Source organism: Streptomyces sp. NPDC098789, assembly GCF_044759975.1.
Classification (GTDB): Bacteria; Actinomycetota; Actinomycetes; order Streptomycetales; family Streptomycetaceae; genus Streptomyces.
The window spans coordinates 191,314-216,605 of sequence record NZ_JBIWAJ010000002.1 but is presented as its reverse complement, the minus strand read 5'-3'; the positions used below and the strand labels follow the sequence as shown (position 1 = coordinate 216,605).

Genomic DNA, 25,292 nt, shown 5'->3' with positions numbered 1-25,292 from the left:
GTCGCCTCATGTCCAGCAGCCCGAACGACGCCGCCAGCGGCGACGAGAGCGTCGGTACGGTCCTCGTCGCGGTGGTCACCAACCTCGGGATCGCGGCGGCCAAGGCCGTCGGCGGAATCGTCAGCGGATCCAGCGCGATGCTGTCCGAGGCGGCCCACTCGGTGGCCGACACCGTGACCGAGGTACTGCTCCTGGCCTCCCTCAAGCGCAGCGCGAAGCCGGCGGACGAGGCGCATCCGCTGGGCTACGGGCCGGAGCGCTACATCTGGGCGCTGCTGGCCTCGATCGCCACCTTCGTCGGCGGCGCGGTCTTCGCCGTGTACGACGGGATCCACACCCTGGTGCACGGCGAGGACCCGGGCAACCCGACCCTCTCGTACATCATCCTCGCCGTGGCCTTCGTCCTGGAGGGCTACTCGCTGCTGGTCGCCTGGCGCCAGGTCAAGGGCGAGGCGGCCCGGATGCGGGCCCCCCTGGGCCTGTACGTGAAACACACCCCGGACACGGCGGTGAAGGCGGTCCTGCTGGAGAACGTGGCCGCCCTGATCGGCCTGGCCCTGGCCGCGGGCGGGCTGCTGGGCGCGCAGCTGACCGGCTCCGGGGCGTACGACGGGATCGCCTCGCTGCTGATCGGGCTGCTGCTGGTGGCGGTGGCGTGGGAGCTGGGCCGCTCGAACGCGCAGTACCTGATCGGCCGCCCGCTGCCGCCGCAGATGCGGGCCGGGGTCCGCGAGGAACTGCTGTCCGTGCCGCACATCGAGGCGGTGCTGGAACTGACCACGCTGGTGCAGGGCCCGGACGAGGTCCTGATCGCCGCGAAGATCGACTTCCACGACCTGGCGGCCGCCTGGCAGGTCGAGCGCGCCTGCGAAGAAGCCGAAGCCCAACTGCGCGAGCGCTACCCGGCGATCCGCCGCGTCTACCTGGACCCCACCCCGCGCCGCCCGGGGCCGGACCCGACCTCCGACCCCGGCCCCGAGGCGGACCGGCCCGGCCCCTGACCCGCGTCAGCCGGCGAGACCCGCCGCGTCCAGCAGGTACGCCACCAGGGGGTCGTAGTGGCGGGGGTCGCGGACGTGGTCGTCCAGGGGGACCGCGACCTGGAGGGTGCCCTCGGCCTCGCCGAGGAAGAGCGCCGGGTCGTTGCAGTCGGCGTAGCCCACCGCGTCCAGGCCGCGCTGGGCGGCGCAGCCGGCCCAGCCGTGGTCCGCGACGACCAGGTCGGGCTGCGGCCGCCCCTCGGCCGCCAGGGCGTCCAGGATCGCGGCCATCGGGTTCGGGGAGTGGGTGTGCCACAGGGTGGCCCCCCGCTCCAGTACGGCCACGTCGGCGAACTGCCACACCGAGCCCTCGTCGGCCGTCAGCCCGGCCGGGATCACCACGATCTCGCAGCCGGCCGCCCGCAGGGCCGCCGCCGTGGCGCGGTGCACGTCGAGCAGCCCGCCCGGGTGCCCGGTCGCGAACAGCACCCGCTGCTGGTCCAGGGCGGCCTTGCGCAGCCGCGCCGCCATCCGGTCGAGCGCGTCGAGGGTCAGCTCGGGGTCGATGGTGTCCTGGCCGTGCAGCTGCGCCGGGTCGTCGACGACCCCGCAGCGCTCGGCCATCACCGCGAGGACGTCCTGCTCGTCCGTCCAGCGGTCGCCCAGCTCCAGGCCCAGCCAGTAGTGGCGGTCGCCGTTGGCGAGCTTGCGGTAGTGGGAGAGGTTGTTCTCGCGCGGAGTGGCGACCTGCCCGGCGATCCGGGTACGGACCAGGTGATCGATGAGCTCGGCGCGGCTGGGTACGGGCGTCTCTATCGGCATGGGCCCCATTCTGCCGCCGGGCGCCCGGACGCGTCCGTTCCGTCCGGTCCAGCGCAGCAGCGCGGCCCAGGCGCTCATCCCGACAGCGCCCCGAACGCCCCGTGCGCCACCCGCCGCAGCAGCGACTCGGTGGCCTCGCGGCCCAGCTGCCCCAGGTGCGGGGTCGAGTTCAGCAGGCCGAAGACGGCGTGGACGCAGATCCGCACCTCCGCCTGCGGCACCTGGGGGTGCAGCTCGCGCACGACCTCCACCCACAGCTCGACGTACTGCCGCTGGAGCTGGCGCACGAGCTTGCGGTCGGTGTCCCGCAGCCGGTCGAGCTCGCGGTCGTGGACGGTGATCAGCGCGCGGTCGTCGAGGGCGAAGTCGATGTGCCCGTCGATCAGCGAGGCCAGCACGGACGCGGGGTCCCCCGTCGCCTCCGCCACCCGGTGGCGGCCGCCGGTCAGCAGCCGCTCGCTGATCCCGACGAGCAGCTCGGCGAGCATCGCCTCCTTGCCCGCGAAATGTCGGTACAGGCCGGGGCCGCTGATGCCCACCGCGGCCCCTATCTCGTCCACGCCGACCCCGTGGAACCCACGCTCGGCGAAGAGACGAGCGGCCTCGTTGAGGATCTGCTCGCGACGGGTGGGGGCGGCCGCTCTGGTGCTCATGGGAATCCATTCTAGACAGGGCCGTTAGCGGTCGTTAACCTATGGCGCGTAAGGCGTTAACGCTCATTAACCGAGCAAGGGAGCTCGAGCGATGCAGCAGGCACCAGTGCTGACGACCGCCGCCGATCCGGCGTCGGAGGCCTGGCGGACCAACGAGGCCGCCCACCGCGAGCTGACCGAGGGGTTGCGGGCCCGGCTCGACGCCGCCCGGCTCGGCGGCGGCGAGAAGGCCCGCGCCCGCCACACCGCGCGCGGCAAGCTCCTCCCGCGCGAGCGGGTGGACGCCCTCCTGGACCCCGGTTCGCCGTTCCTGGAGCTGGCCCCGCTGGCCGCCGAGGACATGTACGGGGGCGCCGCCCCCGCCGCCGGCGTGATCGCGGGCATCGGTCGGGTCAGCGGCCGCGAGTGCGTGATCGTGGCGAACGACGCCACCGTCAAGGGCGGCACGTACTACCCGATGACGGTCAAGAAGCACCTGCGCGCCCAGGAGGTCGCGCTGGAGAACCGGCTGCCCTGCCTCTACCTGGTCGACTCCGGCGGCGCCTTCCTGCCCATGCAGGACGAGGTCTTCCCCGACCGCGAGCACTTCGGCCGGATCTTCTACAACCAGGCCCGCATGTCGGGCGCGGGCATCCCGCAGATCGCCGCCGTCCTCGGTTCCTGCACGGCGGGCGGGGCCTACGTACCGGCGATGAGCGACGAGGCCGTCATCGTGCGCGGCCAGGGCACCATCTTCCTCGGCGGGCCGCCGCTGGTGAAGGCGGCCACCGGCGAGGTGGTCACCGCCGAGGAGCTGGGCGGCGGCGAGGTGCACTCGCGGACCTCCGGGGTCACCGACCACCTGGCCGAGGACGACGCGCACGCGCTGCGGATCGTGCGCAACATCGTGGCCACCCTCCCGGAGCGGACCGCGGCGCCGTGGTCGCTGGAGGCTCCCGAGGAGCCGAAGGTGGACCCGTACGGCCTCTACGGCGCGGTGCCGGTGGACTCCCGTACGCCGTACGACGCCCGCGAGATCATCGCGCGGATCGTCGACGGCTCCCGCTTCCAGGAGTTCAAGGCCGAGTTCGGGCAGACCCTGGTCACCGGCTTCGCCCGGATCCACGGGCACCCGGTCGGGATCGTCGCCAACAACGGCATCCTGTTCTCCGAGTCCGCCCAGAAGGGCGCCCACTTCATCGAGCTGTGCGACCAGCGCGGCATCCCGCTGCTCTTCCTCCAGAACATCTCGGGCTTCATGGTCGGCCGGGACTACGAGGCCGGCGGCATCGCCAAGCACGGCGCGAAGATGGTCACCGCGGTGGCCTGCACCCGGGTCCCCAAACTGACCGTGGTCGTCGGCGGCTCGTACGGCGCGGGCAACTACTCGATGTGCGGCCGGGCCTACAGCCCCCGCTTCCTGTGGATGTGGCCCAACGCCAAGATCTCGGTCATGGGCGGCGAGCAGGCCGCCTCGGTGCTGGCCACGGTCAAGCGCGACCAGATCGAGGGCGCGGGCCAGGAGTGGTCCGGCGAGGACGAGGACGCCTTCAAGGCCCCGATCCGCGCGCAGTACGAGGAGCAGGGCAGCGCCTACTACGCCACCGCCCGGCTGTGGGACGACGGGGTCATCGACCCGGTGGAGACCCGCCAGGTGCTGGGGCTCGCCCTGACCGCCTGCGCCAACGCGCCCCTCGCCGACTCGGCTTTCGGCATCTTCCGGATGTGATGTGTGACGTGAGGAACCCTTCGATGTTCAGCACTGTTCTGGTGGCCAACCGGGGCGAGATCGCGGTCCGGGTCATCCGTACGCTCCGCCAGCTGGGCGTGCGCTCGGTCGCCGTCTTCAGCGACGCGGACGCCGACGCGCGCCACGTCCGGGAGGCCGACACGGCCGTCCGCATCGGCCCGGCCGCCGCTGCCGAGAGCTACCTGTCGGTGGAGCGGCTGCTCGACGCCGCCCGCCGCACCGGGGCCGAGGCCGTCCACCCCGGCTACGGCTTCCTCGCCGAGAACGCCGCCTTCGCCGCGGCCTGCGCCGAGGCCGGCCTCGCCTTCATCGGCCCGCCCGCCGCCGCCATCGCCCTGATGGGCGACAAGATCCGCGCGAAGGAGACCGTACGGGCCGCGGGCGTCCCGGTGGTCCCGGGCTCCTCCGGCAGCGGGCTCAGCGACGCCGAACTGATCGCGGCGTCCCGCGAGATCGGCATGCCGGTCCTGCTCAAGCCCTCGGCGGGCGGCGGCGGCAAGGGCATGCGGCTGGTGCGCGACGAGGCCCTGCTGGGCGAGGAGATCGCGGCCGCCCGGCGCGAGGCGCGGTCCTCCTTCGGCGACGACACCCTGCTCGTGGAGCGCTGGGTCGACCGGCCGCGGCACATCGAGATCCAGGTCCTGGCGGACGCCCACGGGAACGTCGTCCACCTCGGCGAGCGCGAGTGCTCCCTCCAGCGCCGCCACCAGAAGGTCATCGAGGAGGCCCCCAGCGTCCTGCTGACCCCCGAGCTGCGCGAGGCGATGGGCGCGGCCGCCACCTCGGCGGCCCGCTCCTGCGGGTACGTCGGCGCGGGCACCGTGGAGTTCATCGTGCCGGGCGGGGACCCCTCCTCCTACTACTTCATGGAGATGAACACCCGCCTCCAGGTCGAGCACCCGGTCACCGAGCTGGTGACGGGCCTGGACCTGGTGGAGTGGCAGCTGCGGGTCGCCGCCGGCGAGGCCCTGGACTTCGCCCAGGACGACGTCACCCTCACCGGGCACGCCATCGAGGCCCGCGTCTGCGCCGAGGACCCGGCGCGCGGGTTCCTGCCCTCGGGCGGGACCGTGCTCGCCCTGTCGGAGCCGAACGGCGGCGCCGTGCGCACCGACTCCGGGCTGACCGCGGGGGTGCCGGTCGGCAGCACCTACGACCCGATGCTGTCGAAGGTCATCGCCTACGGGCCCGACCGGGCCGCCGCGCTGCGCGTGCTGCGGGGGGCGCTGGCGGACACCGTGATCCTGGGCGTCCAGACCAACACCGGGTTCCTGCGCAGGCTGCTGGCGCACCCGGACGTGGTGAGCGGCGACCTGGACACCGGGTTGGTCGAGCGCGATCTCGCCAAGCTCCTCCCGGAGGGGGTGCCGGCCGAGGTGTACGCCGCGGCCGCGCTGTTGGCTCGGGGCTCCGCCCCGGACCCCGCTCCTCAAACTCCCCCAGCTACCGCTGGGAGGGGCCCCCGGGACGGGCTGGATGCGTGGGTCGATCCCTTCGGCGTCCCCAACGGCTGGCGCCTGGGCGGCACCCCCGCCTGGACCGTCCACCACTTCCGCCTCCCGGGTGCGGACCCCGTCGAGGTCCGCACCCGCCCCTCCGCCAGCGGCACGGAACTCCTCGTCACCGGGGCCGATCCAGCCCCGCCGGCGATTGAGGCGCGGGGTCCGGGGCGGAGCCCCGGCACACCGGCCGCGGGCCGGATCGTCACCCGCACCCACGACACCGTCACCGTCGAACTCGACGGCATCACGCACCGCTTCACCCACGCCCCCTCCCCGGAGGGGACCTGGCTCGGCCGCGACGCCGACACCTGGCACGTCCAGACCCACGACCCGGTCACCGCCTCCCTCACCGGCCGCGGCCGCTCCGGGGCCGACACCCTCGCCGCCCCCATGCCCGGCACCGTCACCGTCGTGAAGGTGGCCGTCGGGGACGAGGTGGAGGCGGGCCAGAGCCTCTTGGTCGTCGAGGCGATGAAGATGGAGCACGTCATCTCCGCGCCCCACGCCGGCACCGTCACCGAACTCGACGTCACCCCCGGCACCACCGTCGCCATGGACCAGGTCCTGGCCGTGGTCACCCCCGTCGCGCAGGAGGAGGGCGAGTGAACGGGCTCCCGATGGCCTTCCCCGCCCCCGACCTGCCGGCCCGGGTCCGCATCCACGAGGTCGGCGCCCGTGACGGCCTGCAGAACGAGAAGGCCTCCGTCCCCACCGAGGTGAAGGCGGAGTTCATCCACCGCCTCGCCGCGGCGGGCCTCACCACCATCGAGGCGACCAGCTTCGTCCACCCCAAGTGGGTGCCCCAGCTCGCCGACGCGGAGACCCTGTTCCCGCTGCTGTCCGACGTCCCCGCCGCCCTGCCGGTGCTCGTGCCCAACGAGCGCGGACTGGACCGGGCCCTCGCCCTCGGCGCGACCCGGATCGCCGTCTTCGGCTCGGCGACCGAGACCTTCGCCGCCCGCAACCTCAACCGGAGCGTCGCCGAGTCCCTCGCGATGTTCGAGCCGGTCGTCGCCCGCGCCAAGGCGGGCCGGGCGCACGTGCGCGGCTACCTCTCGATGTGCTTCGGCGACCCGTGGGAGGGGCCGGTCCCGGTCCACCAGGTCGTCCGGGTGGCCAAGGCCCTGCTCGACCTCGGCTGCGACGAGCTGAGCCTCGGCGACACCATCGGCGTCGCGACCCCCGGCCACGTCCAGGCCCTGCTGTCCGCGCTGAACGAGGCGGGGGTGGGCACCGACCGGATCGGGGTCCACTTCCACGACACCTACGGACAGGCCCTCTCCAACACCCTCGCGGCCCTCCAGCACGGCGTCACCACCGTCGACGCCTCCGCGGGCGGCCTCGGCGGGTGCCCGTACGCGAAGAGCGCCACCGGGAACCTCGCCACCGAGGACCTCGTGTGGATGCTCGACGGCCTCGGCATCGACACCGGGGTCGACCTGGCCGCCCTCACCGCCACGAGCGTGTGGATGGCCGAACGGCTGGGCCGGCCCAGCCCCTCCCGCACCGTCAAAGCCCTCTCCCACAAGGAGCAGTAGAACCATGGCCCTCGACCACCGGCTCACCCCCGAGCACGAGGAACTCCGCCGCACCGTCGAGGCGTTCGCGCACGACGTGGTCGCCCCGAAGATCGGCGACCTCTACGAGCGCCACGAGTTCCCGTACGAGATCGTCCGCGAGATGGGCCGGATGGGCCTGTTCGGCCTGCCCTTCCCGGAGGAGTACGGCGGCATGGGCGGCGACTACCTCGCCCTCGGCATCGCCCTGGAGGAGCTGGCCCGCGTCGACTCCTCCGTCGCCATCACCCTGGAGGCGGGCGTCTCGCTGGGCGCCATGCCGATCCACCTGTTCGGCACCGAGGAGCAGAAGCGGGAGTGGCTGCCGCGGATGTGCTCCGGCGAGATCCTCGGCGCCTTCGGCCTGACCGAGCCGGACGGCGGTTCGGACGCGGGCGGCACCCGCACCACGGCCGTCCGCGACGGCGACGAGTGGGTGATCAACGGGTCGAAGTGCTTCATCACAAACTCCGGCACCGACATCACCGGCCTGGTGACGGTCACCGCGGTCACCGGCCGCAAGGCCGACGGCCGCCCCGAGATCTCCTCGATCATCGTGCCGTCGGGAACCCCCGGCTTCACGGTCGCCGCCCCGTACTCCAAGGTCGGCTGGAACTCCTCCGACACCCGCGAGCTGTCCTTCGCCGACGTCCGGGTGCCGCTGGCGAACCTGGTCGGCGCGGAGGGCCGCGGCTACGCGCAGTTCCTGCGGATCCTGGACGAGGGCCGGATCGCCATCTCCGCCCTCGCCACGGGCCTGGCCCAGGGCTGCGTGGACGAGTCGGTGAAGTACGCCAAGGAGCGCCGCGCCTTCGGTCGCCCGATCGGCGACAACCAGGCCATCCAGTTCAAGCTGGCGGACATGGAGATGCGCGCCCACATGGCGCGGCTCGGCTGGCGGGACGCGGCGTCCCGGCTGGTGCACGGGGAGCCGTTCAAGAAGGAGGCGGCGCTCGCGAAGCTGTACTCCTCGACGGTCGCCGTCGACAACGCCCGCGAGGCCACCCAGATCCACGGCGGGTACGGGTTCATGAACGAGTACCCCGTCGCCCGGATGTGGCGCGACTCCAAGATCCTGGAGATCGGCGAGGGCACGAGCGAGGTCCAGCGCATGCTCATCGCGCGCGAGCTGGGCTTCTCCGGCTGACCTGGCCGTCCCGGACGTCCCGGCTGCCCCGGACGTCCCGCACATCGGCGTGATCCGGCGCCCGTCGCACCCGCGGCGGGCGCCGGATCACGTTCCGACAAGGAACTTAGGTCCCCCTTACCAATAGTCCGTGAGGTTAGGCTAACCTTCGTTCCGAACAGCCAAAAGTGGCCACTCAACGCACGAAAGCGGACACCCACATGCCCAAGTCCCGATCCTCCCTCCTCACCCGTCGCGGCCTGATCGCCGCGGGTGGCGCCCTCGGTCTCGTCGCCACGCTCACCGCGTGCGGCGGATCGGACGCCACGACGGAGAAGGGCGACGCGGACAAGGCGGGTGCCAGCCAGGGCGCTTGGACCTTCAAGGACGACCTCGGCAAGACGGTCGCCCTCAAGGCCAAGCCGAAGAACATCGTCGCCTTCACCGGTACGGCCGCCGCGCTGTACGACTACGGCATCCCGGTCAAGGGCGTGTTCGGCCCGACGACCCTGCCGGACGGGAAGCCCGACGTGCAGGCCGGTTCGATGGACGTCTCCAAGGTCGAGGTCCTCGGCAACGTCTACGACCAGTTCAACGTGGAGAAGTACGCGGCCCTCCAGCCCGACCTCCTGCTCACCAACACCTGGGACGGCACGTACTGGTACGTCCCGGAGGCCTCCAAGGACAAGATCCTGAAGCTGGCCCCGGCCGCCGCCGTCGCCGTGGGCGGCGACGTCAGCCTGACCAAGCCGCTGGAGCGGATGGCCGAGCTGGCGAAGTCCCTGGGCGCCGACATGAACGCCAAGAACGTCGTCGACGCCAAGGCCCGCTTCGAGGCGGCCTCCGCCAAGCTGCGCGCGGCCACCAAGGCCAACCCCGGCGTCAAGGTGCTCGTCGGCTCCGGCGCGGACCAGATGTTCTACGTCTCCACCGCGAAGACCTCGGCCGACCTGAAGTTCTTCCAGGAGCTGGGCGTCGAGTTCGTCACCCCCGAGAAGCTCGACGAGGGCGGCTTCTTCGAGAGCCTCAGCTGGGAGAACGCCGGCAAGTACAAGGCCGACGTGATCATGCTCGACAACCGCAGCGCGACCCTCCAGCCCGACGCCCTCAAGGCCAAGCCGACCTGGAACGAGCTGCCCGCCGTCAAGGCCGGTCAGGTCATCCCGCGCGTCACCGAGCCGATCTACTCCTACGACAAGGCCGCCAAGCTCGTCGAGGACCTCGCCGTCTCCATCGAGAAGGCCAAGAAGCTCGGCTGATCCCGCGGCCGCGCCCGGCCCCGACCACCCGCCGGGCACGGCCGCACGGTCCGTCGCACGCACCGCATCCCAGGGGGGACCCTCCGCATGACCGTCACCGCACCGGCCCCGGCCGCCGTCGCCCACTTCCGCTTCTTCACCATGGAAGTACTGCGCACCCGGCGCCTCGGCCATTCCTTCCTGCGCGTCACGTTCGGCGGCGCCGGCCTCGCGGACTTCCGCTCCGGCGGTTACGACCAGAGCCTCTCGCTCTTCCTCCCGCAGCCCCACCAGGAGCACACCGAGCTCCCGTCCACGGACGAGGACACCTGGTTCGGCGCCTGGCGCGGGATGCCGGAGGAGGAGCGTCCGGCGATGCGCTCCTACACCGTGCGCGAGCAGCGCCGCACGCCTCAGGGCGTGGACGAGGTCGACATCGACTTCGTGCTGCACGGCGACGGCGGCCCCGCCTCCTCCTGGGCGGGCAGGGCGGTCTCCGGCCGTCGGATCATGGCGATTGGCCCGGCCGTCGCGGAGAACAAGTCCGTACGGTTCCAGCCGCCCGCGGGCACCGACGCGGTCCTGATGTACGCCGACGAGACCGCGCTGCCCGCGGCCGCGGCCGTCCTGGAGCGGATCCCCGCCGGCACACCGGTGAAGGCCTGGTTCGAGGTGCCCCACGAGGACGACCGGCTCGCGCCGGCCAGCCCGGCGGACCTCGACATCACCTGGATCGTCCGCGCGGACCACGGTCCCGGGCGCACCGACCAGGTCCTGGAGGCGCTGCGGGCGGCCGAACTCCCGGATGCGGAGGCCCCGTACGCCTGGATCGCGGGCGAGTCGGGCACGGTGCGGGCGGTCCGCCGCCACGTCGTGCGGGAACGCGGCGTCGATCGGCGCGCGGTGCGCTTCACCGGTTACTGGCGGCTCGGCAGGAGCGAGGAGCAGCTCCTCGCCGAGGCGTACGCGGGCCGGGCTCCGAGCGAGGACCCCGACTCCGCGCTGTAGTACCCGACTCTTCGCGCCGTAGTACCCGACTCCGCGTTGCGGTACCCGACTCCGCGCTGTCACCCCCGATTTGTGAGATGGGCCCTGGCTTTCAGCCAGGGCCCATCTCTATTTGGCCAGGTGGTTAGGTTAGGCTAACCTAACCACCTCCCCCCCACCCCTCTTCCCTGCCCGGAGGAACACGTTGATGCGCCAGCATCTGCTCAACGAGACGACCGCGGACCTCTACCGGCGTTCTGTCACCGAGGGCGTCTCGCGCGTGGCGGCCAAGATCGCCACCACGGAACGCCCCCACACCGGTATATCCGTCGACGAACTCGCCCCGGTCATCAACGGGATCGACCTGGACAAGCCGCTGGCGGACCCGGCGCTCGTCCTGGACGAGCTGGAAGAGGTCTACCTGCGCGACGCGGTGTACTTCCACCACCCGCGCTACCTCGGCCACCTCAACTGCCCGGTCGTCATCCCGGCCGTGCTCGGCGAGGCGGTCCTCTCGGCCGTCAACTCCTCGCTCGACACCTGGGACCAGTCCATCGGCGGCACGCTCATCGAGCGCCGCCTGATCGACTGGACCACCGAGCGCATCGGACTCGGCCCCACCGCGGACGGCGTCTTCACCTCCGGCGGCAGCCAGTCGAACTTCCACGCGCTGCTCCTGGCCCGCGACGAGGCCTGCCGGATCGTCATGCGGAACAGCGACACCGAGCTGCCCAAGTCGCAGGTGCTGCCGAAGCTTCGCATCTTCACCTCCGAGTGCAGCCACTTCAGCGTCCAGAAGTCCGCCGCCATGCTCGGCCTCGGCTACGAAGCGGTCATCTCGGTGCCCTGCGACTCCAAGCGCCGGATGGACACCTCGATCCTCGCCCTGGAGCTGGAGGACTGCGCCCGCGAGGGCCTCTTCCCGATGGCCGTCGTCGCCACCGCGGGCACCACCGACTTCGGGTCCATCGACCCGCTCCAGGAGATCGCGGACCTGGCCGCCGAGCACTCCGCGTGGATGCACGTCGACGCCGCCTACGGCTGCGGCCTGCTGGCCTCCCCCACCCGCCGGCACCTCCTGGACGGCATCGAGCGGGCCGACTCGGTCACGGTCGACTACCACAAGTCGTTCTTCCAGCCCGTCTCCTCCAGCGCGATACTGGTCCGCGACCGCGACACCCTGGGGCACGCCACGTACCACGCGGACTACCTCAACCCGCGCCGGATGGCGGAGGAGCGCATCCCCAACCAGGTCGACAAGTCGATCCAGACCACGCGCCGCTTCGACGCCCTCAAGCTCTGGATGACCCTGCGCGTGATGGGCGCGGACGGCATCGGCTCGCTCTTCGACGAGGTCATCGACCTGGCCGCCGAGGGCTGGAAGCTGATCGCCGCGGACCCCCGCTTCCAGGTCGTCGTCGAACCGCAGATCTCCACCCTGGTCTTCCGCTACGTCCCCCCGGCGGACGCGGGCGAGTACCGCGCCGACCTGATCGACGAGGCGAACCTGCACGCCCGCAAGGCCCTGTTCGCCTCGGGCGAAGCCGTCGTCGCCGGCACCAAGGTGGACGGCGACCAGTACTTGAAGTTCACCCTCCTCAACCCGCAGACCACGACGTCCGACATCGCGGCCGTCCTCGACCTGCTCGCCGCCCACGCCGAGCAGTACCTGGGAGAATCCCTTGTCCACGCCTCGTGACCTCCGTGACCCCCGCGGGCCCCACGACTTCATCGCCATCGGACTCGGTCCCTTCAACCTGGGTCTGGCCTGCCTGACGGCGCCGATCGACGAGCTCGACGGCCTGTTCATCGAGTCGAAGCCGCACTTCGAATGGCACGCCGGGATGTTCCTGGACGGCGCGCACCTGCAGACGCCGTTCATGTCCGACCTGGTCACGCTGGCCGACCCGACCTCGCCCTTCTCCTTCCTGAACTACCTGAAGGACAAGGACCGGCTGTACTCCTTCTACATCCGGGAGAACTTCTACCCGCTGCGGGCCGAGTACAACGACTACTGCCGCTGGGCCGCCGACCGCCTGGAGAACGTCCTCTACTCGACCTCCGTCACCGAGGTCACCTACGACGAGCGGGCCGGGCTGTACGAGGTCCACACCGACCAGGGCTCCGTGCACCGCGCCCGCCGCCTGGTCCTCGGCACCGGCACCCCGCCCTTCGTCCCGCGGGCCTGCGCGCGGCTGGGCGGCGACTTCACCCACAACTCCGCCTACATGGAGAACAGGGCGGAGCTGCAGAAGAAGAAGTCGATCACGCTGGTCGGCTCGGGCCAGAGCGCCGCCGAGATCTACTACGACCTGCTCTCCGAGATCGACATCCACGGCTACCGGCTCAACTGGGTCACCCGCTCCCCGCGGTTCTTCCCGCTGGAGTACACCAAGCTGACGCTGGAGATGACCTCCCCCGAGTACGTGGACTACTTCCACGCGCTCCCCGAGGAGACCCGCTACCGCCTGGAGACCTCGCAGAAGAACCTCTTCAAGGGCATCGACGGCGAGCTGATCAACGCCATCTTCGACCTGCTCTACCAGAAGAAGCTCTCCTCACCGGGCGCGGTCCCGACCACCCTGATGACCAACACCTCGCTGAACTCCGCGGCGTACGACACCACCACGGGCACCTACACCCTGGGGCTGCGCCAGGAGGAGCAGGAGCGCGACTTCACCCTCGCCACCGAGGGCCTGGTACTGGCCACGGGCTACAAGTACACCGTGCCGCGGTTCCTGGACCCGGTCCGCGACCGGCTGAACTTCGACGGCCACGGGCGGCCCGACGCGGCCCGCAACTACAGCATCGACACCACCGGCCGCGGCGTGTTCCTCCAGAACGCAACGGTCCACAACCACTCCATCACCTCGCCCGACCTGGGCATGGCCGCGTACCGCAACGCGTACATCGTCGGAGAGCTGCTCGGCCGCGAGTACTACAAGGTCGAGAAGTCCATCGCGTTCCAGCAGTTCGCCGCCCCGGAAGGCGCCCTGGTATGAGCACCGCCCACACCCTCTTCACCCGCACCGATCCGGCGCTGGGCACCTTCGCCGTGCGCCCGCTGGACCCCTTCGCCGACGCGGAGCTGCTCCACGGCTGGATCACCCATCCGAAGGCCGCGTTCTGGATGATGCAGGACGCCTCGCTGCCGGACATCGAGCGCGAGTACATGAGGATCGCCGCGGCCGAGCACCACGAGGCGTTCATCGGACTGCACGACGGCCGCCCGGCCTTCCTGATGGAGCGCTACGACCCGCGCGAGCTGGAGCTGGTCGGTCTCTACGACCCCGAGCCCGGGGACGTCGGCATGCACTTCCTCGTCGCCCCCAGCGACCGGCCGCTGCACGGGTTCACCCGCGCCGTCATCACCACCGTCGTGGCGGCCCTGTTCGAGGACCCGGCCACCGTGCGCGTGGTCGTCGAGCCCGACGTCGTCAACACCGCCGTGCACGCCCTCAACGAGGCCGTCGGCTTCGTACCCGAGCGACCGATCACCAAGCCGGAGAAGGAAGCCCTGCTGAGCTTCTGCACCCGCGCCCAGTTCCAGGCGGCCACCGCCGCGCAGGGAGCCTCCGCATGAGCCTCGCCGACGCCGTCTCCCACCTCTCCCCCGAGCTGTGGGAACGCGCCAACCGCGCCCTCGTCCGCAAGGGCCTCGCGGAGTTCTCGCACGAGCGCCTGCTCACCCCCGAGCCGCTCGGCGAGGACCGCTACGCCGTCCGCAGCGACGACGGGAGCGTGGAGTACCGCTTCACCGCGCGCCGCCACGCCCTGGACCACTGGGCGGTCGAGGAGCCCTCGATCACCCGCTACCAGGGCGGCCGGGAACTCCCCCTCGACGCGCTCGACTTCCACATCGAGCTGCGCGGGGCGCTCGGGCTGAGCCCCGAGGTGCTGCCGGTGTACCTGGAGGAGATCTCCTCCACCCTCGCCGGTTCCGCCTTCAAGTACACGAAGGACCAGACCCCCGCCGCCGTCCTCGCCGCGTCCTCCTTCCAGGACATCGAGACCGGCATGACCGAGGGCCACCCCTGCTTCGTGGCGAACAACGGCCGCCTCGGCTTCGGCGTCCACGAGTTCCTCTCCTACGCCCCGGAGGCAGCCGGCCCCGTCCACCTCGTGTGGGTCGCCGCGCACCGGGACGTCTCCACCTTCACCGCGGGCGCCGGCCTGGACCACGACTCCTTCCTCCGCGCCGAGCTGGGCGAGCAGGCCGTCGAGGGCTTCGCCGCCCGGCTGCGCGAGCTGGGTCTCGACCTCGCGGACTACCACCTGCTGCCGGTCCACCCCTGGCAGTGGTGGAACAAGACCTCGGTCACCTTCGCGGCCGAGATCGCCAACCGGCGCCTGGTGCTGCTGGGCGAGGGCGAGGACGCCTACCTCGCGCAGCAGTCGATCCGGACCTTCTTCAACCGGAGCGCACCGCACAAGCACTACGTCAAGACGGCGATCTCGGTCCTCAACATGGGCTTCATGCGCGGCCTCTCCGCCGCCTACATGGAGGCCACCCCGGCCATCAACGACTGGCTGCACCAGCTGATCCAGGGCGACGAGACACTGCGCTCGGTCGACTTCTCGATCATCCGCGAGCGGGCGGCCATCGGCTACCACCACCGCCAGTACGAGCGCGCCACCGACCGGTACTCCCCGTACCGCAAGATGCTGGCCGCGCTCTGGCGCGAGTCCCCGGTGGAGTCCCTGCGCGAGGGCGAGCGCCTGGCCACGATGGCCTCGCTGCTGCACGTCGACTCCGAGGGGAAGTCCTTCGTGGGCGCCCTGATCGAGGAGTCGGGGCTGACCCCGGCCGAGTGGCTGCGCTCGTACCTGCGCGCCTACCTGGTGCCGCTGCTGCACTGCTTCTACCAGTACGACCTCGCGTACATGCCGCACGGCGAGAACACCATCCTCGTCATCGAGGGCGGCGTGGTGAAGCGGGCGATCTTCAAGGACATCGCCGAGGAGATCGTGATCATGGACCCGGACGCGGTGCTGCCGCCCGCGGTCGAGCGGGTCCGGGCGGACATCCCGGAGGACATGAAGATCCTGTCGATCTTCACGGACGTCTTCGACTGCTTCTTCCGCTTCCTGGGCTCGATCCTGGCGGCGGAGGGCATCTGCGAGGAGTCCACCTTCTGGCGCGCCGTCGCCGACTGCGGGCACGACTACCAGGAGTCGATGCCGCAGCTCGCGGAGCGCTTCGAGCGCTACGACCTCTTCGCCGAGGAGTTCCAGCTGTCCTGCCTGAACCGGCTCCAGCTGCGCGACAACCAGCAGATGGTCGACCTCGCCGACCCGGCCGCCGCGCTCCAGCTGATCGGCACCCTCAAGAACCCCGTCGCGCCCTTCGCGCGGCGGTGACCGCGGGCCGGGCGCGCTGTCCGATACGGTCCCTCGCACAGCGCGCCCGGCTCGTCCGGCCCCGGCCCCGCGTCGCCCCCGGGGGTCAGGACCAGGGGACGTCCGGGGCCCGGTAGAAGGTCACGCCCTGCTCGTCGAGGCGCGGCCCCTGCTCGGCCAGCCGCTGCCGGTACGCCGTCCAGTCGTGCGCGCCCTTGGGCGCCCAGCCCAGCTCCGCGAGGCCCAGCACCCGCGGGAAGGCCATGAACTCCAGGTCGGCGCGGGTCGCGATGGTCTCCGTCCACAGCGGGGCCTCCACTCCCAGCACCGCGTCCTCCGGCACTCCGGCCGCGCTCAGGTAGCTGCCCGGGTCCCAGTCGTAGGCCTTCTTCACCGGCACGAAGCCGGCCCAGGTCAGCCCCGGCCTCGTGGTCAGGTCGTACTTCATGTCGAGGTACAGCCGGTCCCCCGGGGACAGGATCAGCGGGTGCCCGCTCTTCGCCGCGTCCGCCACCCTCTCCTTCTCGGCGGCCGAGGTGATCGCGGTCCCCCAGTACTGGAGCACCGTGCCGTCCGCCGGGCGGGCCGCCGACAGCTGGTGCCAGGCCACGGCCGTCTTCCCGTACTTCGCCACCGCCTGCTGCGCCCGGTCCATGAAGGTCGCGTAGTCCGCCGCGCCGGTGCTGTGCGCCTCGTCGCCGCCGATGTGCAGGTACGGGCCGGGGGTCAGCTCCGCGAGCTCGCCGAGCACCTCGTCGATGAAGCGGTACGTCACCTCCTTCTTCGCCTCGGACATGCACAGGGAGCTGAAGCCGACCCTGATCCCCGTGTAGCGCTTGGGGGCCTTGCCGTCGCAGTTCAGCTCCGCGTAGGAGGCCAGGGCCGCGTTCGTGTGCCCGGGCATGTCGATCTCGGGCACCACCTCGACGTGCCGCTCGGCCGCGTACGTCACCAGGGAGCGGTACTCCTCCTTGCTCCAGTACCCGCCGGGCCCGGTGCCGACCTCGGTGCCGCCCCCGTACTCCGCCAACCGCGGCCAGGAGTCGACGGCGATCCGCCAGCCCTGGTCGTCGCTCAGGTGCACGTGCAGCTTGTTGACCTTGTACTGGGCGAGCTGGTCGACGTACCGCTTGGCCTGGCCGACCGGGAAGAAGTGGCGGGCGACGTCGAGCATCGCCCCGCGGTAGGCGAAGCGCGGCCGGTCGGTGATCGTGCCGCCCTGGACGATCCCGCCGCCCGCCGCCGGCACGAGCTGGCGCAGGGTCTGCACCGCGTAGAAGAGGCCGGCGGGGGTGCGCGCGGTGAGGACCACGGCGTGCTCGTCCGAGGTGAGCTTGTACCCCTCGTCCCCCAGGTCCGCGGCGTCCTCGTCGATCCGCAGCAGGATCCCGTCCACCTGGTCGCCGTCCACCACCATCAGCGAGTACCCGCTGCTGGCGCGCAGCTGCTCGGCGAGCCGCTCGGCGGCCTCGCGGGTTTCCGCGGAGGAGGCCGAGCCGGCGCGGATCACCGTGCCCGGCTCCAGCCGGTAGCCGGTGCCAGGGGCGGTGGCCCGGGCCTGCTCGGGGGCCGGGAGCAGTCGTTGGAAGGCGGGGAGCACGGGAGCCGCGGCCCCCGGTTTCCCGTCGTCCCCGTGGGCGGCGGTGCAGGAGACCGCCGCCATGAGGACCAGCAGGGCGGCGAAGGTGCGCGGGACTCTCATGTGGCCAGGTATAGGCGTCCCGTGCGGTGCGAGAATCCCTGGATGGCGGAAATCATCCAGAAGGACGGCAATTGGACCTTCGACGGGGAGGCGGTCCGCATCGTTCCGGGCCGCGACAAGGGGGTGGGGCTGCTCCGGCAGACCCTCGGTGAGGTGGTCGTCCCGCTGCGCGCGCTGGCGGGGATCTCCTTCGAACCGGGGCGCAAGAGCGGCCGGTTGCGGCTGCGCCTGCGGGACGGGGCCGATCCGCTGCTCCAGGTCACGGGCGGACGGCTGCCGGAGGGCTCCGATCCGTACGTGCTGACGGTGGAGCCGAACCGCAGCGGCGTCGCCGAGTACTTCGTGGACGAGGTGCGCAACGCCCTGCTGCTGGACCAGGTGGATCCGGGGCCGGTGGACGCGTACCTGCTGGCCGGGCCCGCCGTGCCGATCACGGTCGGCGCGGGGGACGGGACCGTCTCCTTCGACGGGGACCGGGTGTCGCTGGAGTGGAACTGGAAGACGGAGCAGGCCAAGAGCTCCTTCGGCGCCCGGGACTTCCGGGTGGGCGCGCTCGGGTCGGTGGAGTGGTTCCCGGCGACGGGGCTGGAGAACGGCTGGCTCCGCTTCGCTCTGACGGGGGCGCCGTCCGCACCCGCCGCGAAGTACGACCCGTACGCGGTCGAGCTGTTCGGCTTCAAGAAGGACCCGCTGATGGCACTGGTGGCCGCGGCCGTGCTGGTGCGGATGCCGCACCCGGCGGGGCCGCGGGACGCCGTACCGGCCGGCGCACGGCCGAAGGAGCTGTCCTCGGCCGGGACCACCGACTCCGACTCCGGCGCGGGCCCGGCTGCGGCCGCGGCTCCGGCCGAGGACCACGACGTGCTGCTGCGGCGGCTGCGCGAGCTGGCCGAGCTGCACCAGGCGGGGGTGCTCACCGCGGAGGAGTTCGCGGCGACGAAGCAGGCCGTTTTGCGTCGTTTCTGACCGACCCCGACCGGATTATTCGCTTCCGTTGGTCCGTACCAGCGAGATCCTGCCCGATTTCGGGCAGGATCTTTGCATTCCCGGAGATCACCGGCCAGTATCTACGGGTGTCCGACCGCCGCACGTCGCATGACGACCTCGTCGACCACCTGGTGCGCAGCACCGCGCTGCAGCGCGGAGAAGCCGCCCGGGTGGTGCTCGACGTCCTCGCGTACTTCGACGAGACGACCGAGGAATTCGTCCGGCGCCGCCACCGCGAGCTGCAGTCCGGCGGCGCGGTGAACGCGGACATCTTCGAGCGCATCGCGGGCGAACTGCCGCACCGCGCCGTGGCGCCGCCGGAGCTCTCGCTGCGGCAGCTGCGCCGCATCGTCTACGGCTGAACCGGCCGGGCGGCCACGGGGCCGCCGCCGGGCACGAACACCGAACTTCAGGAGGGGCAAGAACCGTATGTGCGGAATTGTGGGTTACATCGGCAAGCGTGACGTGGCACCGCTGCTGCTGGAGGGGCTGGCGCGACTGGAGTACCGCGGTTACGACTCGGCCGGCATGGTCGTCAACACCCCGAAGTCCCCCGCGCTGAAGATGGTCAAGGCCAAGGGCCGGGTCCGCGACCTGGAGGCGAAGGTCCCCAAGCGCTTCACCGGCACCACCGGCATCGCGCACACCCGCTGGGCCACCCACGGCGCCCCGAGCGACCACAACTCCCACCCGCACCTGGACCCCGAGAACAAGGTCGCCGTCGTCCACAACGGCATCGTCGACAACGCCTCCGAGCTGCGCGCCAAGCTGGAGGCCGACGGGGTCGTCTTCGCCTCCGAGACCGACACCGAGGTGATCGTCCACCTGATCGCCCGCGCCCAGGCGAACACCCTGGAGGAGAAGGTCCGCGAGGCGCTCAAGGTCATCGAGGGCACCTACGGCATCGCCGTGATGCACTCCGACTTCGCCGACCGCATCGTCGTCGCCCGCAACGGCTCGCCGGTCATCCTCGGCATCGGCGAGAAGGAGATGCTCGTCGCCTCCGACGTCGCCGCGCTGATCGCCCACACCCGCCAGGTCGTCACCCTCAACGACGGCGAGATGGCGACCCTCAAGGCCGACGACTTCCGCACCTACACGACGAGCGGTACGACGACCACCGCCACGCCCGAGACCGTGGAGTGGGAGGCCGCCTCCTACGACATGGGCGGCCACGACACCTACATGCACAAGGAGATCACCGAGCAGGTCGACGCGGTCGACCGCGTGCTGCGCGGCCGGATCGACGACCGGTTCAACACCGTCCACCTGGGCGGCCTGAACCTGGACCCGCGCGAGGCGCGCGGCATCCGCCGGGTCAAGATCCTGGGCTGCGGCACCTCGTACCACGCGGGCCTCATCGGCGCGGGCCTCATCGAGAGCCTGGCCCGGATCCCCGCCGACGCCGAGCCCGCGTCCGAATTCCGCTACCGCAACCCGGTGGTGGACCCCGACACCCTCTACATCGCGGTGTCGCAGTCGGGTGAGACGTACGACGTGCTCGCGGCGGTGCAGGAGCTCAAGCGCAAGGGCGCCCGCGTCCTCGGCGTGGTCAACGTGGTCGGCTCGGCCATCGCCCGCGAGGCCGACGGCGGCGTGTACGTGCACGCCGGCCCGGAGGTCTGCGTCGTCTCCACCAAGTGCTTCACCAACACGGTGGTCGCCTTCGCGCTGCTCGCCGTGCACCTCGGCCGCATCCGCGACCTGTCCGTCACCGACGGCAAGCGGATCATCGAGGGCCTGCGCAAGCTGCCCGCGCAGATCCAGGAGATCCTCGACGGCGAGGAGGACATCAAGCAGCTGGCCGCCGAGTACGCCGAGGCCAAGTCGATGATGTTCATCGGCCGGGTGCGCGGTTACCCGGTCGCGCTGGAGGCCTCGCTCAAGCTCAAGGAGATCTCCTACATCCACGCCGAGGCCTACCCGGCCTCCGAGCTCAAGCACGGCCCGCTCGCCCTGATCGAGCCCGCGATGCCCACCGTCGCGATCGTGCCGGACGACGACCTGCTGGAGAAGAACCGCGCGGCCCTGGAGGAGATCAAGGCCCGCAGCGGCCGCATCCTCGCGGTGGCCCACCGCGCGCAGGAGAAGGCCGACCACACCATCGTCGTGCCGAAGAACGAGGACGAGCTGGACCCGATCCTGATGGGGATCCCGCTCCAGCTGCTGGCCTACCACACGGCCCTGTCCCTGGGCCGGGACATCGACAAGCCGCGCAACCTGGCCAAGTCGGTCACCGTCGAGTAGTCGACCCCGCCGCCCGAGGTGGCGGGCAGCGAACTGCCCCCCGTGCGCACGGCGCACGGGGGGCAGTTCGTGGTTCAGCTCGCGGCGACGGCTCCGCCGGAGCGCCGGCCGAGCGCCATCGGCCACTTGGCGAGGGCCGCCGTGGCTCCGTACCAGCCCAGCAGTCCGGAGACCGCCGCGACCCAGCCCGCCGCCTTGGCCAGCGAGCCGCTGTCCGCGAAGGCCGAGATCGCCAGCAGCACCAGCGAGAGGAACAGCAGGGCGTACATGCCCTGCCCGAACAGTCCGCCCGAGGCACCGACCGTGAGGGTCAGCGCGAGCAGGGCGAACAGCACCAGAAACGTTCCGCCTGCGTCGGCCGACACCTTGTCGCCCGCGCCACTGGCCCAGGTGAACCAGAAGACGCCGAGTCCGGCGAAGGCAGTGCCGTTGAAGCCGTTGCCGCCCCGGTACTCAAGGATCCCGAGGACGAACAGGGCGAGGCCGCCGAGGTACGTGGCGAGCGAGACGGAATCGGCCGCCGACACTCCGTCGATGATGCCGGTGTGGCCGATTCCGAACGCGAGAAGGGTCAGACCCAGGGCCAGGTGCCCCAGGGTCGAAGTCGTGGCAGTGCTTCCCGCAGAGACATCATTGTCCACGGCGGGCTCCCTTCGATCTGCAGTTTTATGCTGTGTCCCAGCGACTTTTATGTACCCTTCACAACCGCTCAATCCACCACGCGACGGGTCACGGCTGGGTCACGGAGCGAACACAACCGGTCACGGGATGATCGGCGGAGCGATCCGTGGGCGCGTCACGGGACGCACGGTGGGACGCGTCACGGGACGGCTCACGGAATGACGACGACCGGCCGCTGGGCGCGCTTCGCGAGGCGTCCGGCCACCGAGCCGAAGATGCGCCCGACGAAGCCCTGCGTGGAGCCGACCACGATGGCGTCGGCCGAGTACTCGCGGCCGACCTCCTCCAGCTCGTGGCAGATGTCCCCGCCGCGCTCCACCAGGATCCACGGGATCTCGGTCAGATAGTCGGCACAGGCGAGTTCCAGCCCGAGCACCTCGGTGCGGTGGTCCGGGACGTCCACGAAGACCGGCGGCTCACAGCCCGCCCACACGGTGGTGGGCAGCCGATTGGCCACATGGACGATGATCAGGCCGGAGCCGGAGCGGCGGGCCATCCCGATCGCATAGGCGAGCGCGCGCTCGCTGGACATCGAGCCGTCGAATCCCACCACGACCCCGTGCCGGAAGGCCGGGTCGCAGGCGAGACGTGTCTGTTCCACCGCGCGCAGGTCGCTCGACACGGAGTCGGCGACGGGTTTGCGCTTGCGGTCCGCGGGTTCGGAGAATTCGTGACCGGCCATGGGCGTCTCGGCGAAAGGTCCTCGGGATCAGGGTCGCGCGGAATCGGCGACTCAGGGTGACGGGGGTCTGTCCGGGAAACCATCTTCCCAAGCCCTTACCCCCCAGGGTACGGCGACACTCCTGCCGTGCACAGGGCTTGCCGTCCCTTGCCGCCCTTGGAGAGCGTCGAAGGGAGCATGCCGGAGCCAGGGCTCCTTGGCAATGGCCGCTGCCCCCTACAGGCAGTGACGAGCCACCCGTGCGCGCAGTGACCGAGCCGCGCCGCCCGGCGTTGGACAAGGGTCCGACCGTCCAGGAAGAGCCCGCAGGGAGTACGCCGTGCCCGGTCATCCGGTCCACCCCGTCCAGCCAGCTCCGCCGACACAGTCCGCCCCGCCCCTCCCGCATTCCCGCCACGCGGCCGTTCACTCGTCCGTGCACCCGGCTCGCCAGCCCGGCGACGACCCCGCGGGTGACGTGGTGCGCTGGGCCGCCTTCAGCTGCCTGCTCGTCCCCGTGGTCCTCGTCGTCTACGGGACCTCCTTCGACGGCGCCGCCGTCGCGACCCTGGGGCTGGTGACGGTCACCGCGGTGTGCCGGGTGATGCTGCGCCACTCGGAGAAGACCCAACGGACCGCGGCCCGGGTTCCGGTAGCGCTCCCTCCGGGGGCCGTACCCCGCGGCCGGCACTCCCGCGCCGGGGCCGGAACACACCGCGGATGCCATGGTTCCGGCGGGATCTCCACCCACGAATGACTTATTCGCACACTCGCGCCCGCATGTTTTCAGCCAACTTCACTTCCGGACCCGACCTTTGCCGGAAGCCCCGGCCAATCCCCCTACCACCAGGGACGACAGAGCCGCAGGAGCGCCCAGACCCTACGTGTACTGGCCAGCAGCGGACGGCGCACTTCCCACCCGCCTGGCGGAGTGGAAGGGTTCCTGATCGAATGCTTTTCGCCAAGTTGCCAAGTCGACATAGCGCTGCGTGGTGAACTTGTCACGCCGACACCACGGGACGCAGTAGATTCGATCATGTATTTACGGCGGGGGATCCACGTGCAAGGCCGAGGGGAAACGTGCAGGTGCGACCAGACCAAGGAGTCGCGACACCCAAGGGGGGCTTAGCGCCATGAGCCAGGATTCCACCGCCGTCGTCGCGGACGCCGGCCGGAAGCTCGCAGGGCGCCGCCGCAGGGAAATTGTTGCGGTGCTGCTCTTCAGCGGCGGTCCGATCTTCGAGAGTTCCATTCCACTCTCCGTGTTCGGCATTGACCGGCAGGACGCGGGAGTTCCACGCTATCGACTGCTCGTGTGCGCCGGGGAGGACGGTCCGCTGCGGACCACCGGCGGGCTCGAACTGACCGCGCCGTACGGGTTGGAGGCGATCGCCCGGGCAGGCACGGTCGTCGTCCCGGCCTGGCGCTCCATCACTTCGCCGCCACCGCCGGAGGCGCTCGACGCACTGCGTCAGGCGCACGAGGAGGGGGCCCGGATCGTCGGGCTGTGCACGGGAGCCTTCGTGCTCGCCGCTGCCGGTCTGCTCGACGGCCGACCCGCGACGACGCACTGGATGTACGCGCCGACGCTGGCCAAGCGGTACCCGTCCGTCCATGTCGATCCGCGCGAACTCTTCGTGGACGACGGCGACGTGCTGACGTCCGCGGGCACCGCGGCCGGAATCGACCTGTGCCTCCACATCGTGCGCACGGACCACGGCAGTGAGGCGGCCGGGGCACTGGCCCGCCGACTCGTCGTGCCGCCGCGCCGCACCGGGGGCCAGGAGCGCTATCTCGACCGGTCGCTGCCGGAGGAGATCGGCGCCGATCCGCTCGCCGAGGTCGTCGCCTGGGCACTGGAACACCTCCACGAGCAGTTCGACGTGGAGACGCTGGCGGCGCGCGCCTACATGAGCAGGCGCACCTTCGACCGGCGGTTCCGTTCGCTGACCGGCAGCGCGCCGTTGCAGTGGCTGATCACCCAGCGGGTGCTCCAGGCACAGCGGCTGCTGGAGACCTCCGACTACTCGGTCGACGAGGTCGCCGGGCGCTGTGGTTTCCGCTCGCCGGTCGCGCTGCGCGGGCACTTCCGGCGGCAGCTGGGGTCCTCTCCCGCCGCCTACCGCTCGGCCTACCGGGCGCGCCGGCCGCAGGTCGACGTGCCGCAGGTGTCGCAGCTCTCGGACGGGCCGGTTCCGCACCAGCGCACGCCGCAGCCCCAGCGGGCCGCGGCCGCCCTGGCGGCCACCGGACCGTCGGTGACCGAGCTGTACTCCCCCGGCCGGGTCCTGCGCGAGCACGCGTAGTCCCCGCCCGGGCGTACACCGCCGAACGGCAGGTCCCTCCGACCCTTGATCAGGGCCGGGGGGACCTGCGCGTTCCGGCGGGGGCGCACACTGGCGCACACCCGCGCCCGCCGGGAGGCCCGTAGAGGGGGAAGCTCCGCATAAGGTGGGACGCATGAACGATCGCATGGTGTGGATCGACTGCGAGATGACCGGGCTCTCGTTGGCGGACGACGCACTTATCGAGGTGGCCGCACTGGTCACCGACTCGGAGCTCAATGTGCTCGGCGAAGGCGTGGACATCGTGATCCGCCCGCCGGACGCCGCCCTGGAGACCATGCCCGACGTGGTGCGCGAGATGCACACCTCGTCCGGCCTGCTCGACGAACTGGCGGCCGGGACCACCCTGGCGGACGCCGAGGCCCAGGTCCTGGCCTACGTACGGGAGCACGTCAAGGAGCCGGGCAAGGCCCCGCTGTGCGGGAACTCGGTCGGCACCGACCGCGGCTTCCTGCTGCGCGACATGGCCACGCTGGAGGCCTACATGCACTACCGGATCGTGGACGTGTCCTCGATCAAGGAGCTGGCGCGCCGCTGGTACCCGCGGGCCTACTTCAACAGCCCGCCCAAGAGCGGCAACCACCGGGCGCTCGCGGACATCAAGGAGTCCATCGCCGAGCTGCGCTACTACCGCGAAGCGGTCTTCGTCCCGCAGCCCGGACCGGACTCGGACACCGCGCGCACCATCGCCGCGAAGCACGTCGTCCCCGCCGAATAGCGGCCCATCGGGCGGGTG

22 protein-coding genes are annotated in these 25,292 nt (G+C 71.3%); 17 read left to right on the top strand and 5 right to left on the bottom strand.

What is annotated here, in order from left to right; genetic code table 11:
* Window positions 1–8: 8 nt before the first annotated feature.
* The gene (locus ACIQWR_RS05270; RefSeq protein ID WP_404005250.1) at window positions 9–1,001 is read left to right on the top strand and encodes a cation diffusion facilitator family transporter; all 993 of its coding nucleotides are present in this window, start codon (window positions 9–11) and stop codon (window positions 999–1,001) included.
* 6 nt (window positions 1,002–1,007) lie between these two features.
* On the opposite strand, the gene ACIQWR_RS05265 is transcribed toward ACIQWR_RS05270, so the two are convergent.
* Together ACIQWR_RS05265 and ACIQWR_RS05260 are read right to left on the bottom strand one after the other, a co-directional pair.
* Window positions 1,008–1,811 carry a phosphatase gene (locus ACIQWR_RS05265; protein WP_404005765.1) on the bottom strand — a complete coding sequence of 268 codons (804 nt, stop codon included), beginning with the start codon at window positions 1,809–1,811 and terminating at the stop codon, window positions 1,008–1,010.
* Between the two features lie 65 nt (window positions 1,812–1,876).
* A complete protein-coding gene (locus ACIQWR_RS05260; RefSeq protein WP_404005248.1) occupies window positions 1,877–2,455 on the bottom strand; it encodes a TetR/AcrR family transcriptional regulator in 579 nt (192 codons plus the stop codon).
* A 91-nt stretch (window positions 2,456–2,546) separates the two neighbouring features.
* On the opposite strand from ACIQWR_RS05260, the gene ACIQWR_RS05255 reads away from it, so the two are divergent.
* The 10 genes from ACIQWR_RS05255 to ACIQWR_RS05210 all read left to right on the top strand — a co-directional run bounded on the left by ACIQWR_RS05255 (window position 2,547) and on the right by ACIQWR_RS05210 (window position 15,954).
* On the top strand, window positions 2,547–4,163 hold the full coding sequence (locus ACIQWR_RS05255; protein WP_404005246.1) for a carboxyl transferase domain-containing protein: 1,617 nt from the start codon (window positions 2,547–2,549) through the stop codon (window positions 4,161–4,163).
* A gap of 23 nt (window positions 4,164–4,186) precedes the next feature.
* A complete protein-coding gene (locus ACIQWR_RS05250; RefSeq protein ID WP_404005245.1) occupies window positions 4,187–6,292 on the top strand; it encodes a biotin carboxylase N-terminal domain-containing protein in 2,106 nt (701 codons plus the stop codon).
* 11 nt (window positions 6,293–6,303) lie between these two features.
* Window positions 6,304–7,224, top strand: a complete 921-nt coding sequence (locus ACIQWR_RS05245; protein WP_404005764.1) for a hydroxymethylglutaryl-CoA lyase — start codon at window positions 6,304–6,306, stop codon at window positions 7,222–7,224.
* A gap of 4 nt (window positions 7,225–7,228) precedes the next feature.
* Complete coding sequence (locus tag ACIQWR_RS05240) at window positions 7,229–8,389, top strand: acyl-CoA dehydrogenase family protein (RefSeq protein WP_404005243.1); 1,161 nt, start codon at window positions 7,229–7,231, stop codon at window positions 8,387–8,389.
* A gap of 200 nt (window positions 8,390–8,589) precedes the next feature.
* On the top strand, window positions 8,590–9,627 hold the full coding sequence (locus ACIQWR_RS05235; RefSeq protein WP_404005241.1) for an ABC transporter substrate-binding protein: 1,038 nt from the start codon (window positions 8,590–8,592) through the stop codon (window positions 9,625–9,627).
* Between the two features lie 87 nt (window positions 9,628–9,714).
* Window positions 9,715–10,614: a siderophore-interacting protein gene (locus tag ACIQWR_RS05230; RefSeq protein WP_404005240.1), complete on the top strand. Its 900-nt coding sequence runs from the start codon at window positions 9,715–9,717 to the stop codon at window positions 10,612–10,614.
* A 187-nt stretch (window positions 10,615–10,801) separates the two neighbouring features.
* The gene (locus ACIQWR_RS05225; protein ID WP_404005239.1) at window positions 10,802–12,292 is read left to right on the top strand and encodes a pyridoxal phosphate-dependent decarboxylase family protein; all 1,491 of its coding nucleotides are present in this window, start codon (window positions 10,802–10,804) and stop codon (window positions 12,290–12,292) included.
* Window positions 12,276–13,595 carry a lysine N(6)-hydroxylase/L-ornithine N(5)-oxygenase family protein gene (locus tag ACIQWR_RS05220; protein ID WP_404005238.1) on the top strand — a complete coding sequence of 440 codons (1,320 nt, stop codon included), beginning with the start codon at window positions 12,276–12,278 and terminating at the stop codon, window positions 13,593–13,595. The genes ACIQWR_RS05225 and ACIQWR_RS05220 overlap by 17 nt, the downstream gene beginning before the upstream one ends.
* The gene (locus ACIQWR_RS05215) at window positions 13,592–14,176 is read left to right on the top strand and encodes a GNAT family N-acetyltransferase (RefSeq protein WP_404005237.1); all 585 of its coding nucleotides are present in this window, start codon (window positions 13,592–13,594) and stop codon (window positions 14,174–14,176) included. The genes ACIQWR_RS05220 and ACIQWR_RS05215 overlap by 4 nt, the downstream gene beginning before the upstream one ends.
* Window positions 14,173–15,954: an IucA/IucC family protein gene (locus tag ACIQWR_RS05210; RefSeq protein ID WP_404005236.1), complete on the top strand. Its 1,782-nt coding sequence runs from the start codon at window positions 14,173–14,175 to the stop codon at window positions 15,952–15,954. The genes ACIQWR_RS05215 and ACIQWR_RS05210 overlap by 4 nt, the downstream gene beginning before the upstream one ends.
* An 85-nt stretch (window positions 15,955–16,039) precedes the next feature.
* Here ACIQWR_RS05210 and ACIQWR_RS05205 read toward each other — a convergent pair whose 3' ends face one another.
* Complete coding sequence (locus ACIQWR_RS05205; protein ID WP_404005234.1) at window positions 16,040–17,635, bottom strand: beta-N-acetylhexosaminidase; 1,596 nt, start codon at window positions 17,633–17,635, stop codon at window positions 16,040–16,042.
* A gap of 42 nt (window positions 17,636–17,677) precedes the next feature.
* Between ACIQWR_RS05205 and ACIQWR_RS05200 the strand changes: the two genes are divergently transcribed.
* The 3 genes from ACIQWR_RS05200 to glmS all read left to right on the top strand — a co-directional run bounded on the left by ACIQWR_RS05200 (window position 17,678) and on the right by glmS (window position 20,869).
* Window positions 17,678–18,601: a DUF4429 domain-containing protein gene (locus ACIQWR_RS05200; protein WP_404005232.1), complete on the top strand. Its 924-nt coding sequence runs from the start codon at window positions 17,678–17,680 to the stop codon at window positions 18,599–18,601.
* Between the two features lie 107 nt (window positions 18,602–18,708).
* Window positions 18,709–18,984 carry a hypothetical protein gene (locus tag ACIQWR_RS05195; RefSeq protein ID WP_354382483.1) on the top strand — a complete coding sequence of 92 codons (276 nt, stop codon included), beginning with the start codon at window positions 18,709–18,711 and terminating at the stop codon, window positions 18,982–18,984.
* A 67-nt stretch (window positions 18,985–19,051) separates the two neighbouring features.
* Window positions 19,052–20,869: a glutamine--fructose-6-phosphate transaminase (isomerizing) gene (gene glmS, locus ACIQWR_RS05190; RefSeq protein ID WP_399266981.1), complete on the top strand. Its 1,818-nt coding sequence runs from the start codon at window positions 19,052–19,054 to the stop codon at window positions 20,867–20,869.
* A 74-nt stretch (window positions 20,870–20,943) separates the two neighbouring features.
* Here glmS and ACIQWR_RS05185 read toward each other — a convergent pair whose 3' ends face one another.
* Both ACIQWR_RS05185 and ACIQWR_RS05180 read right to left on the bottom strand, forming a co-directional pair.
* Window positions 20,944–21,510: a GPR1/FUN34/YaaH family transporter gene (locus ACIQWR_RS05185; RefSeq protein WP_385772682.1), complete on the bottom strand. Its 567-nt coding sequence runs from the start codon at window positions 21,508–21,510 to the stop codon at window positions 20,944–20,946.
* Between the two features lie 191 nt (window positions 21,511–21,701).
* On the bottom strand, window positions 21,702–22,232 hold the full coding sequence (locus ACIQWR_RS05180) for a universal stress protein (RefSeq protein WP_404005230.1): 531 nt from the start codon (window positions 22,230–22,232) through the stop codon (window positions 21,702–21,704).
* Window positions 22,233–22,647: 415 nt separating this feature from the next.
* Between ACIQWR_RS05180 and ACIQWR_RS05175 the strand changes: the two genes are divergently transcribed.
* The 3 genes from ACIQWR_RS05175 (at window position 22,648) to orn (ending at window position 25,274) form a co-directional block, all read left to right on the top strand.
* Window positions 22,648–22,968, top strand: coding sequence for a hypothetical protein (locus ACIQWR_RS05175; RefSeq protein WP_404005228.1), 321 nt, complete (start codon window positions 22,648–22,650; stop codon window positions 22,966–22,968).
* Window positions 22,969–23,344: 376 nt separating this feature from the next.
* Window positions 23,345–24,517, top strand: coding sequence for a helix-turn-helix domain-containing protein (locus ACIQWR_RS05170; protein WP_354382488.1), 1,173 nt, complete (start codon window positions 23,345–23,347; stop codon window positions 24,515–24,517).
* Between the two features lie 154 nt (window positions 24,518–24,671).
* Entirely contained in the window at window positions 24,672–25,274 is a 603-nt protein-coding gene (gene orn / locus ACIQWR_RS05165; protein WP_385772676.1) for an oligoribonuclease, read from the top strand.
* Window positions 25,275–25,292: the final 18 nt, after the last annotated feature.

Coding starts and splice junctions, on each gene's coding strand:
- glmS (WP_399266981.1), top strand. CDS start 19,052: ATGTGCGGAATTGTGGGTTACATCGGCAAGCGTGACGTGGCACCGCTG.
- ACIQWR_RS05240 (WP_404005243.1), top strand. CDS start 7,229: ATGGCCCTCGACCACCGGCTCACCCCCGAGCACGAGGAACTCCGCCGC.
- orn (WP_385772676.1), top strand. CDS start 24,672: ATGAACGATCGCATGGTGTGGATCGACTGCGAGATGACCGGGCTCTCG.
- ACIQWR_RS05180 (WP_404005230.1), bottom strand. CDS start 22,232: ATGGCCGGTCACGAATTCTCCGAACCCGCGGACCGCAAGCGCAAACCC.
- ACIQWR_RS05170 (WP_354382488.1), top strand. CDS start 23,345: ATGAGCCAGGATTCCACCGCCGTCGTCGCGGACGCCGGCCGGAAGCTC.
- ACIQWR_RS05265 (WP_404005765.1), bottom strand. CDS start 1,811: ATGGGGCCCATGCCGATAGAGACGCCCGTACCCAGCCGCGCCGAGCTC.
- ACIQWR_RS05260 (WP_404005248.1), bottom strand. CDS start 2,455: ATGAGCACCAGAGCGGCCGCCCCCACCCGTCGCGAGCAGATCCTCAAC.
- ACIQWR_RS05230 (WP_404005240.1), top strand. CDS start 9,715: ATGACCGTCACCGCACCGGCCCCGGCCGCCGTCGCCCACTTCCGCTTC.
- ACIQWR_RS05235 (WP_404005241.1), top strand. CDS start 8,590: ATGCCCAAGTCCCGATCCTCCCTCCTCACCCGTCGCGGCCTGATCGCC.
- ACIQWR_RS05250 (WP_404005245.1), top strand. CDS start 4,187: ATGTTCAGCACTGTTCTGGTGGCCAACCGGGGCGAGATCGCGGTCCGG.
- ACIQWR_RS05215 (WP_404005237.1), top strand. CDS start 13,592: ATGAGCACCGCCCACACCCTCTTCACCCGCACCGATCCGGCGCTGGGC.
- ACIQWR_RS05210 (WP_404005236.1), top strand. CDS start 14,173: ATGAGCCTCGCCGACGCCGTCTCCCACCTCTCCCCCGAGCTGTGGGAA.
- ACIQWR_RS05270 (WP_404005250.1), top strand. CDS start 9: ATGTCCAGCAGCCCGAACGACGCCGCCAGCGGCGACGAGAGCGTCGGT.
- ACIQWR_RS05245 (WP_404005764.1), top strand. CDS start 6,304: ATGGCCTTCCCCGCCCCCGACCTGCCGGCCCGGGTCCGCATCCACGAG.
- ACIQWR_RS05205 (WP_404005234.1), bottom strand. CDS start 17,635: ATGAGAGTCCCGCGCACCTTCGCCGCCCTGCTGGTCCTCATGGCGGCG.
- ACIQWR_RS05255 (WP_404005246.1), top strand. CDS start 2,547: ATGCAGCAGGCACCAGTGCTGACGACCGCCGCCGATCCGGCGTCGGAG.
- ACIQWR_RS05200 (WP_404005232.1), top strand. CDS start 17,678: ATGGCGGAAATCATCCAGAAGGACGGCAATTGGACCTTCGACGGGGAG.
- ACIQWR_RS05225 (WP_404005239.1), top strand. CDS start 10,802: ATGCGCCAGCATCTGCTCAACGAGACGACCGCGGACCTCTACCGGCGT.